We start from the raw sequence: 19,374 nt of genomic DNA, 5'->3' as shown, positions 1-19,374 counted from the left end.
TCCGTCTGCCACGGCGTCTGCGACGGGTCCAGGACGCGATGCGGGCTCACCGTCAGGCGAGGTACAACTCACCGGGAAACGTCCGCGAGATGAGCGCGGAACGGTCAGACCGCAGCAGGGCGAAGTCGAAGTCGAAGCCTTCCGCGAGTGCATCGGGCTCGGCCAGGAACAGTGCCGTGGACAACCCGTCGGCCTTCGCACAGGTCGGGGCCAGGACCCAGGAGGCGCTCACCCCTCGGGCGGGCCGACCGGTGAGCCCGACCAGAATGTGGTGCCATCCCTCCCCCCACGCGCGCCGCGTCGTCGCCGAGGCGCAGATCGCGCCCTCGCGCACCTCCACCGACCCGACGATGCGGCCGGGCGCGTCGGGATCCTCGAGCCCGACGCACACCGTGCGACCGCCGCGGACGCGGAGATCCCCGGATCCGTCGACCACGTGCGTGGGGCACCCCGCCGCCAGGAGCAGATCGGACACCTGGTCGACCAGGAGCCCCTTGCCGACGGCGCCCACGTCGACCAGCACCGGGGTCCGCAGGGTCATCTCGTCGCCGACGTGCGTGACGGTCTGCGCCCAACTCAGCCGCACCAGGCGGGAACTGCCGGGATCGTCGGGGGCCTCGTGCACCACGAACGAGTACTGAGGGTCGTAGCCCAGCCTCACCAGATCTCCACCGACCAGGGGATCGAGCCGCCCCCCGGTGAGGGCGTGCAGACGGTCGTAGAGATCGAGCATGGGGCCCGACCCGGCCGGCAGGCGATATGTCCCCCCGCTTCGAGCGCTCGCCGCACGAGAGACCAAGGAGTCGGGGCGAAACCTCGACCACGCCGCCTCGAAACCCTCGACGTGCTCGGTCACCGCACGCTGGAGGGAGCGCGGCAAGGGACGGGCCGTGGTGATCGCCCACAGCGTCCCCGTCGCCTCAAACTCCCAGCGCATGCCTGCTCCCTCTCCCCTGGGTGACCCGGCGCCGATCCGGTTGCCCGTATCGAACTGGCAAACGACCCGCGCGCGGCCCCCGCCAGGACTAAGGTAAGCCTTACCTGCCCACGCAATGAATCGAGCAGACCCGCTCTGGGCCGGAGGGACCACACATGACTGCCACGCGACGACTCGTCGTCCGGCGTTTGCCACGGCGCATCACGCTGCCACTAGCCGTGTTGCTGTGCATCCTCGTCGCAGCCCTCTCCCTCCCCACCCACGCCCTGGCAGATGGACTCAGCGACAAGTCCACCTGGGCGGAGGTGGCCCAGCAGTCTCGCGCAGATCTGACGAGCGCCGTCACCCAGCATGCCGCGGGCAACACCGCCGGGGCCGCCGCCGCCATCGCCCGGGCGCTCAACACCGACTACGTCGCGTCCAATCTGGCCCGCGCGATCTCCGAGAACCTCGGCGCCGAGGTGCAATCGACTCACAGCGAGAAGTTCGCCGAGCTGCGTCGCGTCGCCCTGCGGGCTGACGGCGGCGACACGCTCGGCGCCGGGGTCGATGCTCTGGCCGCCTCGGTCGACGAGGCGGCGGCTCAGCTCGACGCCACCCCCGGTCTGGCCAGTCCCCGCGACTACGCCGCGGCCCTCCAGGCCCAGACCCAAGCCGAGCGCGAGCAGTTGGACGCTCAGAAGCAGAACAGTTCGCAGGGACGCGGCAGTGCCACCTGGAGCGAAGTCGCCGCCACGATGAACGCCCTGCTCGACAACGCCCTCACGGCTGTGGCCAACGGCGACGCCCGCGGCGGTTCCGAGCTCGTCAACCAGGCCTACTACCAGTACTACGAGAAGCTCGGCTTCGAACGCACCGTGATGTCGGCCATCTCCGGGGACCGCGTCTCGCAAGTGGAGAACCAGTTCAAGACGAGCCGCAAAGCGATGATCGCGGAGGCGCCCCTCGCCGAGATCACGCAGCACGTCGAGGCACTCCAGTCGATGCTGCTGGAGGACGCCGCCGCCCTCGACGGGGGTGCGGCCGACAACGTCAGCCCATTCCTCTCGTTCTTCACCAGCGCGTTCGGCCAGTCCTTCCTCATCCTGCTGCGAGAAGGCCTCGAAGCGATCCTGGTGGTCGCCGCGCTGATCGCCTACCTCGTCAAGGCAGGACAGCGCGACAAGGTGCGCTACATCTACCTCGGGGTGCTGGCAGGGCTGGCCGCCTCGGTGGCGGTGTGGTTCGTCTTCAACGTGGTGCTGGACGCCGCGGGCGCTCGCCAGGAGATGCTCGAGGGCGTCACGGCGATGATCGCCATGGTCATGCTGCTGCTGACGAGCAACTGGATGCTGACCAAGTCGTCCGCATCGTCCTGGAACGCGTACATCAAGGACAAGACCAGCCAGTCGCTGTCCAGCGGATCAGTCGGCGCCCTGACGGGACTGGCCTTCCTCGCCGTGTTCCGCGAAGGGGCCGAGACGGTCATGCTCTACCAGGCGCTGATCGGATCGAGATCCGACGGCGGCGTGGGATTCCTGGCCGGATTCGCCGCGGCGGCGGTCGTCCTGTTCCTGGTGTTCGTGCTGATCCGCGTCACGTCGGTGAAGATCCCCGTCCGGCAGTTCTTCTCGGTCACGTCGATCTTCATGGCGCTGCTCGTGGTGGTGTTCGCCGGAGGCGGTATTCACTCCTTCATCGAGGGCGACGTCATCAGCGGCACCTACCTGCCCGGCATGCCCACGGTCGATTTCATCGGCCTCTATCCCTATCGCGAGACCCTCCTGGCGCAGGGGCTCGCACTGGTGGCGCTGGCCGTCTTGGCCACGATCTCCATTCTGCGCATGCGACGCTCCGGCCCCGCTCCACGCCCGTCCGAGGGCGACCCGATGCCGACCCAACCCGCCGACGCCGCTGCCAGCCCGGCGGCCGACGGCGCTGCCGCTGCCGGGGCGATCACCGGCACCACCCCACACGACTCCTAGACCCCGGGGGTTCCCCCGGTCCTTCCCCACCGCCCGGCCCTCGCGGGCCCCCACCGAATGAAATGGACACCTGACATGTCAATCAGCACCCGCCGCATCGCAGCCGCGACCGGCACCTTGACCCTCGCCTTCGCGCTGGCCCTGACTGGCTGCTCGAGCGCCTCCGCCCCTGCGCCGACCAGCACGTCCGCCGCCACCGGGGCCACCACGGCCGCTACCAGCGACGCGGCCGGATTCGAGGAGTTCCCGATCGGCGACGACCAGGAGCTCTTCCCGCTCAGTGTCGCAGGGGTGTACTTCCAGCCCATCGACATGGAGCCCTCCGGGATGGGGCTGTCCGCCTCGCAGTCGAGCTTCCACCTGGAAGCCGACATTGCGGCGATGGCCGACAACAAGCTCGGCTACGGCGTCGGTGACTTCATCCCCGGCCTCACCGTCGACTACTCGATCACCCAGGCGAGCTCGGGCGACGTCGTCTCCAGCGGCACGTTCATGACGATGAACGCCTCCGACGGCCCGCACTACGGCGCGAACGTCAAGCTCGACGAAGCGGGTGAATACAAGGTGACGTTCTCGATCCACTCCCCCGCGGAAAACGGCTGGATGCTGCACGTCGATCCGGAGACCGGCGTCGAAGGCCGCTACTGGACCACGCCCATCGAGGCCACGTGGAACTGGAACTACACGCCCCAGGAGTGGTGAGGACGACATTGGCGGTCGAGTCCCTTCTCGCGCTGCGCGAGACGGGACTCGCCGCCCCGCATGACAGTGGCATCCGCAAGCAAGGTTGAGGAAGGGCGCAATGCTGGAGCGTTTCGTGTCGGTGGTGGCCGGGATGGCACTGCCATTCCTCCTGATGGCGGCCTGCTCGGTCGCGCTCAGCGGGGGCACCGACCATGACCGATCCGGTCGCGGTCGTCATCGCCGCCTGGCCGCGCTGCTCGGTCTGGTGGCCGGTGCCGTGTTCGCCATCCTCCGCTCGACCGCCGTCCTCGAATCCCGCACGACGATCACCCTGGTCACCCTCACCGCCTGCGTCGCCGTCGATCTCGCCCTGGTGATCATGCTCGCGCGGGTTGCCCGGACGACACCGCGGGCTGGATCTGATCGCAGGCAGCCCTGGCAGGACGCCCCGGACAGCACGGCGCACCCGCGGCTGCTCGAGGTGGCGAACTACGTGGCGTGCGTCGCGATCGCCTTGACGTTCTTCCGTGCCAGCCCCGATGTGATCCTGCAACTGGCGAGTTTCATCGAGCCCGGCGAGACCGTCGCCAGCTCCACCATGATGCTGCGCGTGCTCGGCTTCCTGCTGGGGTGGGGCGCCGTCTGGTTGGTCGCCTACGTGTTCCGGCGCGCCGGTGCCCTGGCGCCCCAGCGCGTCTTCGGCTGGACGGCCGTCACGCTGGCCGCCCTCACCGCCCTCGTCCACCTGACCTCCTTGCTCCAACTCCTGCACGCCGCGCACCGGATTCAGCTCAGCGGTGCCGCGTTCCGGTTCCTCGCGTGGGCCGTGAACTCGCAGTCGTTCGCCGTGATCCTCGCGTCCGCACTGCTCCTGGTCCCCCTGCTCCTCGCGGCGGCCCACACGCTGCGCGAGCGTCCACTGGCCGAGAATCCCGCCCAGGAACGGCTGGCGCAGGCCAGCGCGACCCACACCCGTCGATGGGTGCTGGCCTCCGCTGCGGGGTTTGCCCTGGTGACCCTCACCCTCACCGTCGGGGCCAAGCAACTCGATCAGAAGGTGACGCTGTCCGAGCCCGAGCCGTTCACCCTGCGCGAGGGCCGCGCCTCCATCCCCGTCACCAGCGTCGAGGACGGACACCTCCACCGGTACGCCTACACCGCGGCCGACGGCACCGCCATGCGGTTCATCATCGTCCGCAAGAGCGGCGGCGCCTACGGCGTGGCGTTGGACGCCTGCGAATCCTGCGGGCCGGTGGGGTACTTCGAGCGGGACGGCAAGATCATCTGCAAGGCCTGCGACGTCGCCATCAACCTGGCGACGATTGGCTTCCGCGGTGGCTGCAACCCGATCCCGGTGGACTTCGTCGTGTCGCTGGGCGCCATCGAGATCGAGACCACCACCTTGGACTCCCTCGCGTCGGTGTTCGCATGAGCGCCATCCCCACCCGAGGTCACGACACGTCGGGAAGGGCGTGGTTCCCATGTTGCTGACGATGGTGCGCCGCTCGCTGAGGCGTCAGGTGCGGCGACGGGGGCTGATCGCCGCCACTGTGGCCCTGGCCACCTCCGTGTCCGTGGCGATGCTCGGCGTCGTGTTCGACGTCGGGGACAAGCTGAGCGCCGAGCTGACCGCCTACGGTTCGAACATCGTCGTCCAGCCCAAAGCGGACGCCATCATCTCCGACCTCTATCAGACCGGAGACGCCCCCGACGTCACGTCCTCACTGGACGAGGCCGACGTGCCCCGGATCAAGACGATCTTCTGGGCCTACAACATCGTCGACTTCACCCCCACCTTCTCGCAGCACGTCTCGGTGACAAGCGGGGATGGCACCGCAGCGGATCCCGCCACCACGACGGCCCGCGTGGTCGGAACCTGGTTCGACAAGCAACTCGACCTGGCCACCGGCGAGCAGACGGTCGCCGGGGTGAGCACGATGCGCCCCTGGTGGACGCTGAACGGAACGTGGCCGGTCGATGGCGCAGCGCAGGCCGTCGTGGGTCAGAACCTGGCCCACGCGCTCGGGCTGAGCACCGGCGCCACCATGACGATCGGCTCCGGCAACGAGACCCGGACCGTCGAGGTGGTCGGCACCTACGTCTCCGGTGACGATGACGACGACGCCGCGTACGTCTCCCTCGACGTCCTCCAGGCGGTGGTCGGCCAGCCGGGACGGATCGGCTCCATCGAGGTGAAGGCGCTGACCACCCCCGAGAACGACCTATCCCGGAAGGCGGCCCGCAACCCCGCTGCCCTCACCCGGTCGGAGTGGGAGATCTGGTATTGCACGGCGTACCCCTCCTCGATCACCTATCAGATCGAGGAGGTCGTCCCCGGTGCCGTCGCCAAGCAGGTGCGCCAGGTGGCGGCCGTGGAGGGCAGCGTGCTGGAGAAGACGCAAGCCCTGATGATCTTGATGACGGTGCTGTCCCTCGTGGCGGCGGCCCTGGCCATCGCGTCGCTGACCGCAGCTTCGCTGGTGGAGCGGACCAGTGAACTCGCCCTGCTCAAGGCGCTCGGCGCCACCACCACCTCGATCAACCGGCTCATTCTGCTGGAGACCGGCGCCGTCGGCCTGCTGGGGGCGGTGGCGGGCGCCCTCATCGGCTCCGGGCTCGCCCAGCTCGTCGGGTACCTCGTGTTCGGCTCCCTGGTGGCGATGCGGCCCATGGTTTATGTCTTGGTGGCGATCCTGATCGGAGTCGTCCTGCTGGCGGCGACGGCGCAATCGATGCGATCGATCCTCCGCCTGGAGCCCGCGACCGCGTTACGGCGGAGGTGAGGGCACGGTGTCGCATCAGATGATGTTCTGGCGGATGCTGTTCGCGGCGATGATCCGGCGGCGCTCTCGGGCGGTCATGGCCGTGGTCTCCTCCGCGGTCGGGGCTGCGACGATGTTCTGCCTCATGGCGGTCTGCCTAGCGGTGCCGGCCCAGATGAGCGCCGAGATCCGGCAGTTCGGGGCGAACCTGGTGGTGGTCCCCGTCGCCGCCGGCGACGCTCACGCCGAGATCACCTCTCAGCAAGGCGACGCCATCGTCGGCGTCGTCACCCGAGATGTCCCTGCGCGCTCCGCCGGCTACCGCTACGAGAACGTACGTATCAACCGCACCCCCTACCTGCTGGCGGGGATCGAGGTTTCCCAGGCCGAGTCCCTCAACAGGCACTGGGACGTGGACGGGCGCTGGCCGCAGGCGGGCGAGGCCTTGGTCGGGGTGGACGTCGCCCAGGCCACCGGACTTCAGGTCGGTTCGGTGGTGACCATCGAACAGGTCGCCTCGGACTCGCTCACCGGAACCAGCACCAGCAGCGCAAACGCCCGCCAGGTTCAGCTTCGGGTGGCTGGCATCGTGCAGACGGGCGCCGAGGAGGACGCGATCGTCTACACCACCGTCGCCGACGTGGCGACGCTGACCCAGCAGGAACGTGGCTGGGATGTCGTGGAGTTCTCGGTCGACACCTCGGCCGTGTCGATGGATCAGGTCATCGCCGAAGTACTGGCCAGCGATGCGACTGTCTCCGCTCGTCCCGTCTCGAAGATCACGACCGCGGACACGCGCATCATCAGCATGCTGACGACCTTGTTCTGGGTCGTCTCGATCGTCGTGCTCACACTCACCTTGGTCGGAGTCTCGACCACGATGACCGTCATCGTCTCCGAACGTCGCCAAGAGATCGGGCTGCGCAAGGCACTGGGAGCCTCCAACCGGCACATCGCCCGGGAGTTCCGTACCGAGGCCATCGCCTACGGCCTCCTGGGGGGCATCGTCGGCACGGCGATCGGCTACGGACTCGCGCAGATCGTCTCACTCGGCGTCTTCAATCGTGCCGTCGGGTTCGAGCCGCTGATGGCGCTCGGCTCCGTCTTGGTGGCCGCCTTGGTCGCCGCGCTCGCCGCCTTCTCACCCGTCCGGCGGGCTTCTCGCTTCGAACCCGCTGTTGTCCTCAGGGAGGATTGACCATGTTCTTGTCCTTGTCTCACGTCTCCAAGGTCTACGGGACGCTGCGCGCGCTCGATGACTTCTGCCTGGACGTCCCCGAGGGTGAGTGGCTGTCCATCGTCGGGTCCTCCGGCTCGGGCAAGACCACCGCGATGAACATCATCGGGTGCATGGACTCCCCCTCCGAGGGCAAGGTGCTGTTGGAGGGCCGCGATCTCGCCGCCCTCGACGCCTCGCAGCTGACGACCGTGCGCACGAACGTGATCGGGCTGGTGTTCCAGCAGTTCCACCTTGTCCCGCACCTCACGGCGCTCGAGAACGTGATGGTGGCCCAGTACTACCACTCCAAGACCGACAAGAATGAGGCCTTGGCAGCACTGGCCGACGTGGGCCTCGCCGAGCGTGCCCACCACCTCCCCAGCCAGCTCTCCGGCGGCGAGCAGCAGCGGGTGTGCATCGCGCGCGCGCTGATCAACCGGCCACGACTGGTGCTGGCCGACGAGCCGACCGGCAACCTCGATGAGGCGAACGAGCAGCTGGCCCTGGATCTGTTCCGCAAGATGCACGCCGAGGGGACGACACTGATCGTCGTGACCCACGACGCCTACGTGGCCAGTTGCGGGCAGCGCCAGATTCTCCTGGACCACGGTCGCCTGGTCAGCGACCAGATCAACGAGCCCGGCGCGATTCGGCCCCGCGAGGCCGCCGCGGCGAGCCAGCTCGGCCAGGGCTCGGATCTGAGCGCGGGCGCCCGATGACGGCCACACCGAACCCTCAGACCCGGTCGGCCTCCCCCGACGCCGCCCCGTCCCGTGCGGGGAGGCTCGCCGCGATCGCGGTGGTCGGTACGGCCCTGGTGGGCTCGGGCCTGGCCGCCTGCTCGCAGACCGCCGTCCCCGCCGATGATGAGTACGCCGGACGCGCGTCCCGTGCCACGGCCAGCTCCAGCGGGGACCCGGCCTACTGGGCCAGCGACGCCGATGAGAGCGGTGACCACTCGGGAGACGGCATCAGCGGCCCCTACGCGAATGGCACCTATTCGGCCAGCGAGCGATACGGCCCGGTCAAGGAGGACGCCGTCCACGTCACGCTCACCGTGGCCGACGGCGTCATCACCGACGCGACCGTCACCGGCGACGCGCTGCTGCCTCAGTCGGCCCGCTTCCAAAGCGACTTCGTTGCGGCGATTCGCGGCGTGGTGGAGGGCAGGGTCATCGACGACGCCCACATCGACGTCGTCGCGGGTGCCTCCAAGACCTCCGCCACGTTCAACAAGGCGCTCGACGCCATTCGCAGACAGGCCTCGGAGGCTGCCACGCCGAAGGGGTGAGACGCTCGGGCGCCCGGGGCGTCACCCGAGTGGCCCCCACCAGGCTCAACTCTGGTTGTAGAAGGAGCCCGTCAGGTGTTCGACATCGTCGATCGCCGTGACCCCGGGAGGGGCGAGAACCAGCACATAGGCGCTCACCCGGTCGATGTTGCCCTGCAACCCGAACACGAGCCCGGACACGAAATCGACCAGCCGGTGCATCGGCTCGGCCTCCATCGCCGTCAGGTCCAGCACCACGACGTCGCCTGCCCGGAAGTGCTCACCGACCGCACGGGATTCTCGGTAGGACGTCGGGTGGAACACGACGATGCTGCGGGGCTGCGCCATCACGGGACTCCTCTCCTGCGTCAGTCTTCCAGATCACCGCGCCTTGCCAGGGCAACCACGCGCGGCCGAGGTTGCCAACGTTGTGAAATATGCGCCCATGCCCGGCCTGAGAGGGGAAAATGGTCATATGGAAGCTCCCTCTACGGCCGCCATCAACCTTCGACTCGCCCTGCTCGGGCAGCCCCTCGTGGATGCCGACGACTTGGCCAATGACCGCACCATCGCGCCGCTTCTGGCCCGCCAGCGCGAGATGTCTCGCCGCCTCTCGGAGCGCCTGAGCCCCGTCGATCAGCGGATCCAGTCGTTCTTGGACGACTTCCTCAGCGGCACCTCCGCTTCACCGCAACTCCCCCGCCGCACCCTGGTCCTGGACCAGCCCGGCATGGCTCGGGAACTGTCGCTCCCCGTTCACGGTGACGCGTTCAGCTCGGAACTGCTGTCGAGCTACCGGCTCCTCAACGGCGTCCTGCACAACCCCGCCAACGACCGCCGCACCACCGCGGGCGTCTTCCACCTCGCCGAGGGCGGGCTGCCGATCCCCGACGAGAAGATCGCCGTCGATCGCGATGTCGCTGCCCGTATCTTCGCCGCCGCGTTCGACGCGCCGGCCGAGGCCCTGCAGTTGCCGTGGTCCTCCGACGCCGAACGCCCGGCCGAGTGCTTCGTGTCGCTGCTGCTGCGTCCCACCGTCGTCCCCCACGTCGACGGGGTGACCACCGAGAAGAGCCTCGAGGTCCGCTTCATCGTGCCCGGTGGCATGGTGGCCAACCTCGACTTCGTCGAGTCCATCTTCGGCAACGCCGGGGATCCGTACCTGCCCGAGAACGACTCCTCGCTGGATCCCGAGCACTGGACCGGCCACACCGGCCTGGTCGTGCTCGCCCCGCACCTGACCAAGCTCACCAAGAAGGCGCTGGGCATGCCCCACGTCAGCGAGGCCACCGAGCGGCAGAAGCGCGACGGCCAGTGTTGGACGACCGAGGACGAGCGCTACAACGGCGGCCAGGCGTTCAAGCTGTGCCTGCGTGACGCCCGCGGCGTCATCGCGACCGTCATCGCCGACAACTACTTCGGCTACTGCAAGAAGGAGGTCAAGACCCAGATCTCCTACGCGGCGAACCTGTACGGCAACGCCGAGGAGGAGCACGCCGGCGGCGCCGTGGTGTTCCCGGCCTACAACCTGGGCACCGACTGGGTCGACGACCGGACGCCCGAGGGCTACGAGTTGGCCGACGCGGTCGCCCGGGATCCCGAGGCGTTCGACGTCCAGCCTGAGGGCCACGCCATCGTGCGGGCATGGCCGCACATCACCGTGGTGCCGCGCGGGGCGTCCTTCTCGATGCGCGAGCAGACCATCAGCTGGCCGACCGCCGAGGGGACCAGCAGCATCGCGCTGCTCGCCGATCACACCTACATGCTGCCCAACGGCTACCGGGTGCACGCCAAGCATCGCGAGACCGACCGCCGTCAGTGGCACCTGGTCGGCACCGTCCCGACGCCGACGCACTGCCACAAGCCCGCGACGGTGTCCGGCGGCGGCAAGTCGGAGATCAGCAAGTCGATCCTGGACGCCTTCGTGTTCGGCACGGTCTACACCGCCGACTTCGAGGCCGACATGGACCAGGTCCAGGCCCTGATCGACGGCGAGTACACCGACCGGTTCGCCAACCCGGCTCGCAACGGGGTCGATCACCGCGGCATCCTGTCGCCGGAGCGTTCGCTGGGCTCGGTCATCAAGCTGTTCACGCCGTCCAGCCGGTTCTCCGCAGGGCACAACGCCTACCTGGCCACGCTGCCCGAGCACATCAAGGAACTGCTGTTCACGGTCAAGCGGTTCTACAAGCCCGAGTGGGGCACCGAGTGGCGCAAGCACTTCAGCGTCATGATGCTGAACGGCCGCGAAGGCAACGAGGTCCGCCTGGATGGCGCCGAGATCGTCGCCAACTACCTGCGCGTCGGTTTCGAGGCCGACGGGTCGTGGCGGCTGTTCAGCCTGCGCCCCGACTTCTCCGCCGCCGCCAAGGTGCAGTCCGAGGACGACATCACCGCGTCCACGGTGGTGCCGGGTGCGACGCTGCCCGCGGCGGAGGTGTCCCCCGAGTTGTCCCGTAAGGTCGTCCAAAACTGCGAGCGGCTGCTGTTCCAGCGTCCCGACGACGCCATCCACCGCGGCTACGACAAGCAGACCGAGAAGGACATGGCCCGTCCGGGCACGTTCATCTCGAACTTCCAGCCGCTGACGCACGCCGACGCGCGCGCCATGGTGGAGGACGTCCAGGCGCAGTCGGAGTTCACCGAGCCGATGGCTGACCTGATCGAGCAGGCGGCGTCCCTGCCCGACGGCACGTCGCCGGAGTACTTCGCGTGCTCGGCCGAGCCGCGGCTCGTGAACGGCAAGCGGTCGAAGAACCCGCGGTACCTGCAGGTGCGTCCCGACCTGTCGAACCCGGAGGCGACCGCGTCCGCCGACGTGGCGCTGCACCTGCTGCGCCGGGTGTCGCTGAGCGACCAGTGCCTGGCACCGGTCGACATCGTGGCCGCGGGCCGCCGCAACAATGCGGCCGAGCCGGGCGTCCCGCCGCTGTGCACCTACAACCCGCTGCACTACATGGAACTGCCGGAGCTGTTCATGGAGTTCATCAGCTCCATGACGGGCAAGTCCCCGTCCACGACCGGTGCCGGGTCCGAGGGCGCGATGACGAAGGGGCCGTTCAACGCCCTGCCCGCCATCTACGACCTCAACGCCGCGTTCCTCAGCTTCGCGCTGACCGGTTACGACGGTTGGCTCTCCTCGGCGGGCACCATCGGCCCGAAGATGCGGATCGACCACGACTTCTCGCTGCTGGTGCCGGAGATCTTCTCCCGGATGTCCCCGGCCGAGCGGGACGCCCGGTCGCTGATCGAGAACGGCTACCTGGAGCGGATGGCCGACTTCGACCACAACGGTGAGAAGGTGCTGGCGAGCCGTCTGGGCTACCGGATGAACGAGGCGTTCACGACGCAGTTCTTCGGCCGGATCTTCCTGCACCCGGACGTCGTGTTCACGCCGCCGATGCTCAAGCCGGAACTGCAGGACATGGACACCTTCGCCGAGTCGATGGCGATCATCGTCAAGACCCACCAGCGGGTCGCGCAGGCCTACTTCGACGACGGCACCGTCTCGGCGGCCATCCCGCCGCTGAAGGGCCTGCTGGAGATCATGGAGACGGGGACGACGGCTGAGGGGCTCACCCTCGACGACGCCGCCTTCCGTGACCAGTTCAGCCGCGAGTCCGTGCTCGGCTCCGACTGGTACGCCGCCCGCCTCGACGCCAAGCGCGACGAGGAACTGGCCCACCAGGAGCGCAGCGCCCACGATCTGCGGCACTTCCTGGGTCAGGATCCCAACCGCGAGACGGCCACGCGTCTCGGCTTGGCCGAGCGTCTGGCCGAGATCGACGCGTCCATCGAGGCGCTGGGTGCCCCCGAGTACCGGGCGTCCCTGGTCGGCACGATCGGACGCCAGCCGCTGGCGCAGTAACCACCCGGTTGCGGTGCGGCCCCGGCCAGTCACCGCAACCGGTCTCCCCCGCATGACGGACGCCCGCGGCGTCGGATCCCCCCGGTCCGGCCCGCGGGCGTCCGCCGTCCCCCGTCCGCCGTCCGCCGTCCGCCGAGGACTGAGCCTCCGCTCGCCGAGGACTGGGCCTCCGCTCGCCGAGGACTGAGCCTGTGCTCGCCGAGGACTGAGCTTCTTCCGCCGAGGACTGAGGTCTAGGCCGTCGAGGACTGAGCGGCACGCCGCCGCGCGGCCCACGCCCACCCCGTCCGGCCGCGTCAGCGCGCGTGGGTAGGGTGACAGCGGCGACCTGGGGACGTCCCAGGAGAGGAAGCAGGCATGGAACGGTTCGGGAAACGTCCGACGCGAGCGCTCGCCGGTCTGATCGTCCTCGGCGTCCTGACGCTGACCGGATGCGGCACCGACCCGATCACGACCGGAACCCGGCCCCACGCCGGGATCGCCCCCGGCGGCGCCTCGTTCGATCGGACGCCGATCCCCCTGGATCAACTCCCCGGGTACACACCCCCGGGACGCACAGCCGAGGGAAGCGCGACGCGCCCGCTCCTGGGGACCGACGGCGACATCTCCTGGCAGGTGTTCGACCAGAACTCCACCCCGCTCACCGACCACACCGCCGCCGAGCCCGTCTCCTGGGGCGATCCGTCCGACTACACGACGGTTCCCGGCGTCCTGGCGTGGCGCGGCAACAACGCTCGAACCGCCCCCACCTACGGGCAGGCAGATCTCACCACCAAGACGATGAGCATCGCCTGGACGCACGACATCGGCGCCGTCAACGCCGAGGGGAGCTACTTCCCCGGTGCCGGCTGGACCGGCCAGCCGCTCCTGGTGAACTGGCCACAGGCCACGAAGGCCGCGATGAGCCTGAGCGCAAGCCAGGTCTCCGACCCGAACTTCACCGAAGTGATCTACCCGGTGTTCGACGGGCACGTGTACCGCCTCGACCTGGCGACCGGACAGGAGACCAAACCCCCGATGGAGGGTCAGTGGGGGTTCAAGGGCACCGGCTCGATCGATCCCCGCGGATATCCGCTGCTGTACGCCGGTCAGGGCCTCAATGAGGATGGCGACCGGAGCGGCCCGTTCGAGTACCGCATCTTCGACCTGATCCAGAACAAGCAGGTCGCCCACATCAGCGGCACCGACGAGGTGTCCGGACGCAAGAACCCGACCGGATGGGGCGCCTTCGACTCCTCGGCGCTCGTCGACGCGCACTCCGACACCCTGATCGAGCCCGGCGAGAACGGCGTCATCTATCAGGCGAAGCTGAACTCGTCCTTCGACGCCGCCGCCAAGACGGTCTCGGTCGACCCGACGATCACCAAGATGACGTACCGGCACCCCTACGCCTTCCAGTACGGCATCGAGAGCTCCACCTCCGCCTGGAAGAACCTGATGTACGCGGGCGACAACGACGGGAACCTGATCTGCTGGGACGCGACCACGCTGCAGATCGTGTGGGCGCGGCAACTCTCGCTCGGCAACGACTCCGATACCACCCCCGTGCTGGGTGTCGAGAACGGCCACCCCTACCTGTACACGGGCACCTCGGTGGCGCAGTCGGGGGTGAAGCGGCAGGGCCAACTCGCCCATCTGGTGAAGGTCGACGGCCTCACCGGCGATGTCGTCTGGGATCACACCGTCCCCACCATGTTCGACTTCCACGTGAAGGGTGGCGTGCTCGCCACGTCGTTGCTCGGCCAGGGCGAGGTGGCCGACCTGGTGTTCTACAACGTCGGACGCACCACGTCACCGTCCGAGGGCACACTGATCGCGCTGGACCGGGTCACCGGTCAGGTGGCGTGGTCGCGCAGCCTCAGCAAGTACTCGTGGAGCTCGCCGGTGCTCGTCTCGGGGACCGACGGCCACCAGTACGGCGTGTTCGGTGACTCCGACGGGGTCCTCCACCTGTTCAACCCCGTGGACGGACGCGACTACTCGACCCTGTCGCTGGGCAAGAACATCGAGGCGTCGGTGGCGGTCTACAACGACATGCTCGTGGTCGCCTCGTACAACCAGAAGATCTACGGCATCAAGCTGAGCTGAGGCGGACACGATGATGGGATCCCTCCTGGCCGCGGTGGTCGCTCTGCTCGTCAGCGCTGCGTCCCTCCTCCTCTTGCCGCGCGCCGGGGCGCTCGGAGGACGCCTCGGCGGGCTGGCGTTGCCCGTCGGCCTCGCTGCTGGGCTGGTGACGCTGTGGGCGTCCGGTTCGGCGACCAATCTGGCTCTTCTGCTCCCCGCGGCCACCCTGGTGGCCTGCGTGGTCGAGGCGCTCGGCGCGGCGCTGGGATTGCACCGATGCTGGCGGCTGGCCGGGAGCAGTCTGGTGCTGGGCGCGGCCATGGTGGCCGAGTGGCGCCGCGGCGACCTGTTCGCGTCGGGCGCGGTCCTGGCGGCGGCCGCCTCGGTGGCGGCGTTCGCCGTCATCGTGTTCGCTACGTCGGCCGCGCAGCGGTCGGGGGCACCACGGACGCCGTCCGCGCTGGGGTTGCTGGGTGCCGTCTGGCTGCTCGTGGTGGCGGCAGGGTTGCCGACGCCAGGGCTAGCGTCCCTGTCGGTGGTGGCGATCGCCGCGATCGTGCCGCTGGTGCTGTGGCCGCCTCGCGCCTGGGACGAGGTGGTGCTGGGGCCCGCGTTGGGGGCGGTCGCGGTGGCGCTGGGCGTATACGCGTGGATCGCGAACGCGTCCCCGGCGATGGTGTGGGCGCCGGTGGCAGTGGTCGGTCTCGACGTCATCTGGACGCTGACCCGTCGGCTCGTCACCGTGTCGGGACGGGCACGGCTGTCCTCGGCGGGGGGTTGGTGGCGCGGCGTGGACGCGTGGGGCGAGCCCGCCGACGACCTGGTGGCGCAGCGGGTGGTGTCGCGGACATCGGGCGTGACGGCGTCCGGCTGGCTGCTGGGGGCGACGGTCGCGGTGGTCGTCGTGGCGTGGGTGACGTGGCGGTTGGCCGTCCCGTGGGTGCCCGCCGCGCTCGCGATGGGGATCCTGGCCGCCGGTTGGCTGCTGCTGCAGCACGCCTTGCTCGGTCTCAGTCGCGCGGAGACGATCGCGTGGTTGTGCGGGCTATCGGCGGTCGGCTTGGGGAGTGCGTTCCTCACCCGGGTGGAGGACGCGCGGGTGGTCGCCGTGGCCGTCCCGTTGATCGCGCTGGCGGCCGTCTGGGCGGGCTTGGCGGGCGTGTGGTCCCGGGCGCCTGGCGCCGACGGCGTCCGGGTCGGGCCTCGGCTTCCCTGAGCGGGCTCCTCCGTGACGCGTCCGCACTATGCAGGTCGTCGACGGGCCCAACCTCAGTCCTCGGCGAACGCAGCCTCAGTCCTCGACGGGTCTACCCTCAGTCCTCGGCGGGTCTACCCTCAGTCCTCGGCGGGTCTACCCTCAGTCCTCGGCGGGCGTAACCTCAGTCCTCGGCGGGGCTCGCCTCAGTCCTCGGCGCTAGAAGCCAGCCAGGCGGGTGAGGGCCGCTGCGGCGGCGCCCACCACGACGACCACCAGGTAGGGGGCCTTCAGCCACAGGGCGATCGCTGCCGCGGCCAGGGCGACCAGGCGGGCGTCCAGGACGAGCGACGTGCCCGTCACCACGGTGTTCGCCAGCACCAGCGACGTCAGCAGGCCCACGGTCATGCCCGCGCTCACGGTCGTCACCCACGGGCGTTCCAGCAGCGAGTCCGGGACCAGGAAGCCGGACAGCTTCGTCAGGTAGGCGATGGCGCAGGCGCCCAGCACCCAGAGCCACATCGCCGTCATCGGACCACCCCTCGATCCTGGCGGCCACGCCCCGGTCGCGCTCCGACGCCGACGGTCATCGCGACCTCCGGTGCTGCACGATGGCCAACCCGCCCGAGACGGCGGCGGCGACGATGATCGGGACGCCCGCCGGCACGAACGGCACGGCAATGAGCGTCACAAAAGCGGATGCCACCGCGATCACGCGCGCGTCCCGCCCGATGAGCCGGGGCCAGAGCAGCCCCAGGAAGGCGGCGACCGCGGCGCCGTCGAGGCCCCACGCGGCGGGATCGCCGATCCGCTCCCCCAAGGAGGCGCCCACGAATGTGAACGCGTTCCACAACAGCCACACCCCGACCCCGGCCGTCCAGAACCCGCGCGCCTGCTCGTCGGGCTCCTGCTGGGCGACGGCGGTCGCGGTGGACTCGTCGATGGTCAGGTGGGCCATGACCGGTCGAACAGCCCGACGCGGACGCAGCAGCGCCTTGAGCTGGACCCCGTAGACAGCGTTGCGGACGCCGAGCAGGCTGGCCGCCATGGTGGCCGCGCCCAGCGTCCCGCCCCCGGAGACCACCCCGATGAACGCGAACTGGGAACCGCCGGTGAACATCAGCACGCTCAACGCGCACGCCTGCCACACGCTCAACCCGGCGGCCACCGCCAGAGCGCCGAACGAGACGCCATACAGCCCGACGGCGACGGCGATCGACAGCCCCATCTTGACCGCGGGCGTCCACCAGGCAGGTGGGTTCACGGTGGGCACCCCTGGATGCTAGGGGCTGGACGCGATGACACGTGACGGGGTCCGGGGGGCGGCCTCGAGGAACGCTGGGTCACGTCCGGCGATGGCCCGAGGCACTCGGAACCCGACCCGGTCTCTCAGGCCTTGCGGACCGTGATGCTCCAGGCAGCGTCGCCGGTGGCGACGAACTCCGTGACCTGGTGCCCGGCAGCCGCCGCCCAGTTCGGGATCGAGTCGGTGGCCTGGGTGCAGTCGAAGTCGATGACGAGTTCGTCGCCCGACTCGATCTGGGTGATGGCCTGCTTGGCCTCCACCAGCGGGAACGGGCAGACCTGCCCCAGGGTGTCGAGGCGGTAGCGGCGTGGCTCAGCGGTGGCCACCGCCGCGGGAGCGGAGGCCTGCGGCTTGGGCAGGTCGGGGCGGTCGATCAGCGGCTTGATGAAACGGTCGAACACGGACATGGTTCTCCTTCTGCAGTGATGCGCGGTGCGGGAGCGGACGCTCCGGCAGAGTCGGGCGAGGGGTGCAACTCAGCGGGCGCCGACCAGGTCGTCGTCGCGGGTCAGCAGGACCGGCTGGGCACCCGCTCGCCGATGGGTCGTGACGAAGAACCGGGCGCCCGCCCCGACCCCCAGGAGAGTGAACGCGAAGGCCACCCAGCCCTGGTAGCTGAACAGGGCCGTCTGGACGAGCGAGTTGCCGATGGTGCAGCCGCCTGCCAGGGCCGCACCGACGCCCATGAGGGTGCCGCCGGTCACGGCACGGACGGCGGTGCGGGCGTCGGGTGCGCGCAACCGGAACTCCCCCGACAGCTTGGCCGCGAGGTAGGAGCCGGGGATGAGCCCGAGCACGAAGAGCACACCCCAGTCGATGGACGCGGCGTCGCCGGTGGTGAGGAACTGGACGATGTTCGCCGACGGGGTGGTGATGCCGAGCCCGGCGTTGCGTCCGGTGGCGTTCGACAGCGGGTAGGCGACCGCCGCGAGGACGCCGACGACGACCGCGGTGGCGTTGGGGCTCCACGGCCGGTCGAACAGCAACCGGGCCAGCCCGGTCCGGTCCGAGGTCGGGGCGATGACGGCGACGTGCCGGTTCCGCTGCCGCGCCAGCGCCCACGCCACGACGGCGACCAAGGCCGCCACCAGGAACCAGACGCTGATCCCCAGCGAACCCTGGATCGTGGTGAGTTCGGACTTCTGTGCCAGCACCGCGTCGTTGAACGGCTTCAGGGCGCCGTACTTCATGGTGCTGGCCAGCAGCGCGTAGAAGATGAGCGCGGTCCAGGAGCCGATGAGCCCCTCGCCGGAGCGGTAGTAGGTGCCGGTGGCGCATCCTCCGGCGAGCACGATGCCGATGCCGAAGAGGAACGAGCCGCCGATGACGCCAACCCACGCGATCTGCGGGACGCCCGCCTTGATGAGCCCTGCGGCGAGCAGCGATTGGACGAGGACGGCCTGCACAGCGATCGCCAAACCAAAGGCGGTGAGCCACCGGGTGGAACGGCTGAGCCAGACGTCGCGGAAGGCGCCCGTCACACAGAAGCGGCCGCGCTGGAACACGAATCCCAGCGCGACGCCGAGCGCCAATCCAGTAAACAACATGGGTCTCCTCGAGGGGCAGGAATATTCAGGAATGCGCGGCGCAGGGTCAGGAAAGAATGCGGGCGCGCAGAAAAGAAGCGGGGTGCCTCTGGGGTGCGGATCAGGCGTTGCGGGGTGCAGCCGTGAACCGATTGCGGGTGATGGGGTGTGCCGGGGCGCCGTCACGCGACGCGGTGGTCGCGCAGAAGTGCTGGTCAGGCCAGACAACAAGGACACATGGCCATGCTCACGCCGGTGGTGGCGTGGGGCTGGCGGGCGTCCATGATGTGGCTCATGACGGCGAATCCTTCGCTTGGGGGCCGGTGTTTCACCGGACGATGGGTTCAACCATAAACGCTTGACGCCGATTTGGCCACTGCCCGGCCGAGGAGATTCTTCCGGATCTTTCCGAGGCCGCGTGTCGGGTCGCCCTCGGCGCAGAACGCTCGCGGTCTCCACCACGCCTGCCCAGCCGGCGGGGGCAGGTGCGCCGCGGGAGGCGACCCGGTCGCGGCGCTAGTTGTACTGACCGGGCAGGTTGGTTGAATGACTGCGGCCTACGAACGTGAAGACCTC

The 19,374-nt window shown here is 69.4% G+C and carries 16 protein-coding genes; 10 read left to right on the top strand and 6 right to left on the bottom strand.

Annotation, left to right across the window (positions count from 1 at the left end):
- Nucleotides 1–52 precede the first annotated feature (52 nt).
- Complete coding sequence (locus V7E09_RS01570) at nt 53–937, bottom strand: FAD:protein FMN transferase (RefSeq protein WP_324522934.1); 885 nt, start codon at nt 935–937, stop codon at nt 53–55.
- 155 nt (nt 938–1,092) lie between these two features.
- Between V7E09_RS01570 and V7E09_RS01565 the strand changes: the two genes are divergently transcribed.
- From V7E09_RS01565 to V7E09_RS01535, 7 genes are all read left to right on the top strand, one after another.
- Nucleotides 1,093–2,901: an FTR1 family iron permease gene (locus V7E09_RS01565; protein ID WP_324511065.1), complete on the top strand. Its 1,809-nt coding sequence runs from the start codon at nt 1,093–1,095 to the stop codon at nt 2,899–2,901.
- A gap of 75 nt (nt 2,902–2,976) precedes the next feature.
- Nucleotides 2,977–3,603, top strand: coding sequence for an iron transporter (locus tag V7E09_RS01560; protein ID WP_324511064.1), 627 nt, complete (start codon nt 2,977–2,979; stop codon nt 3,601–3,603).
- Nucleotides 3,604–3,703: 100 nt separating this feature from the next.
- Nucleotides 3,704–5,017, top strand: a complete 1,314-nt coding sequence (locus V7E09_RS01555) for a DUF2318 domain-containing protein (protein ID WP_324511063.1) — start codon at nt 3,704–3,706, stop codon at nt 5,015–5,017.
- Between the two features lie 49 nt (nt 5,018–5,066).
- Nucleotides 5,067–6,368, top strand: coding sequence for an ABC transporter permease (locus V7E09_RS01550; RefSeq protein ID WP_324511062.1), 1,302 nt, complete (start codon nt 5,067–5,069; stop codon nt 6,366–6,368).
- A 7-nt stretch (nt 6,369–6,375) separates the two neighbouring features.
- Nucleotides 6,376–7,545: an ABC transporter permease gene (locus V7E09_RS01545; protein ID WP_324511061.1), complete on the top strand. Its 1,170-nt coding sequence runs from the start codon at nt 6,376–6,378 to the stop codon at nt 7,543–7,545.
- Nucleotides 7,546–7,547: 2 nt separating this feature from the next.
- A complete protein-coding gene (locus V7E09_RS01540) occupies nt 7,548–8,285 on the top strand; it encodes an ABC transporter ATP-binding protein (protein WP_324511060.1) in 738 nt (245 codons plus the stop codon).
- Entirely contained in the window at nt 8,282–8,857 is a 576-nt protein-coding gene (locus tag V7E09_RS01535) for an FMN-binding protein (protein ID WP_324511059.1), read from the top strand. Before V7E09_RS01540 ends, V7E09_RS01535 begins: the two co-directional genes overlap by 4 nt.
- A 45-nt stretch (nt 8,858–8,902) precedes the next feature.
- Here the strand turns inward: V7E09_RS01535 and V7E09_RS01530 are convergent, their stop codons facing one another.
- Nucleotides 8,903–9,184, bottom strand: a complete 282-nt coding sequence (locus V7E09_RS01530) for a cell division protein SepF (RefSeq protein ID WP_324511058.1) — start codon at nt 9,182–9,184, stop codon at nt 8,903–8,905.
- A gap of 127 nt (nt 9,185–9,311) precedes the next feature.
- Between V7E09_RS01530 and V7E09_RS01525 the strand changes: the two genes are divergently transcribed.
- The 3 genes from V7E09_RS01525 (at nt 9,312) to V7E09_RS01515 (ending at nt 15,987) form a co-directional block, all read left to right on the top strand.
- Nucleotides 9,312–12,704 carry a hypothetical protein gene (locus V7E09_RS01525; RefSeq protein ID WP_324522933.1) on the top strand — a complete coding sequence of 1,131 codons (3,393 nt, stop codon included), beginning with the start codon at nt 9,312–9,314 and terminating at the stop codon, nt 12,702–12,704.
- A 357-nt stretch (nt 12,705–13,061) separates the two neighbouring features.
- A complete protein-coding gene (locus V7E09_RS01520) occupies nt 13,062–14,792 on the top strand; it encodes an outer membrane protein assembly factor BamB family protein (protein WP_324511056.1) in 1,731 nt (576 codons plus the stop codon).
- 10 nt (nt 14,793–14,802) lie between these two features.
- Nucleotides 14,803–15,987: a hypothetical protein gene (locus V7E09_RS01515; protein ID WP_324511055.1), complete on the top strand. Its 1,185-nt coding sequence runs from the start codon at nt 14,803–14,805 to the stop codon at nt 15,985–15,987.
- A gap of 198 nt (nt 15,988–16,185) precedes the next feature.
- Here the strand turns inward: V7E09_RS01515 and V7E09_RS01510 are convergent, their stop codons facing one another.
- From V7E09_RS01510 to V7E09_RS01495, 4 genes are all read right to left on the bottom strand, one after another.
- Entirely contained in the window at nt 16,186–16,497 is a 312-nt protein-coding gene (locus V7E09_RS01510) for an AzlD domain-containing protein (protein WP_324511054.1), read from the bottom strand.
- Between the two features lie 55 nt (nt 16,498–16,552).
- Nucleotides 16,553–17,239: an AzlC family ABC transporter permease gene (locus V7E09_RS01505; protein ID WP_324511053.1), complete on the bottom strand. Its 687-nt coding sequence runs from the start codon at nt 17,237–17,239 to the stop codon at nt 16,553–16,555.
- Between the two features lie 116 nt (nt 17,240–17,355).
- Nucleotides 17,356–17,679, bottom strand: coding sequence for a sulfurtransferase TusA family protein (locus V7E09_RS01500; protein WP_324511052.1), 324 nt, complete (start codon nt 17,677–17,679; stop codon nt 17,356–17,358).
- 69 nt (nt 17,680–17,748) lie between these two features.
- Nucleotides 17,749–18,819, bottom strand: a complete 1,071-nt coding sequence (locus tag V7E09_RS01495; RefSeq protein ID WP_324511051.1) for a YeeE/YedE family protein — start codon at nt 18,817–18,819, stop codon at nt 17,749–17,751.
- Nucleotides 18,820–19,374: the final 555 nt, after the last annotated feature.

Origin of the sequence: Propioniciclava sp. (genome assembly GCF_036744435.1) — a bacterium.
Taxonomy (GTDB): domain Bacteria; phylum Actinomycetota; class Actinomycetes; order Propionibacteriales; family Propionibacteriaceae; genus Propioniciclava.
This window is presented reverse-complemented; position numbering and strand designations above follow the sequence as displayed.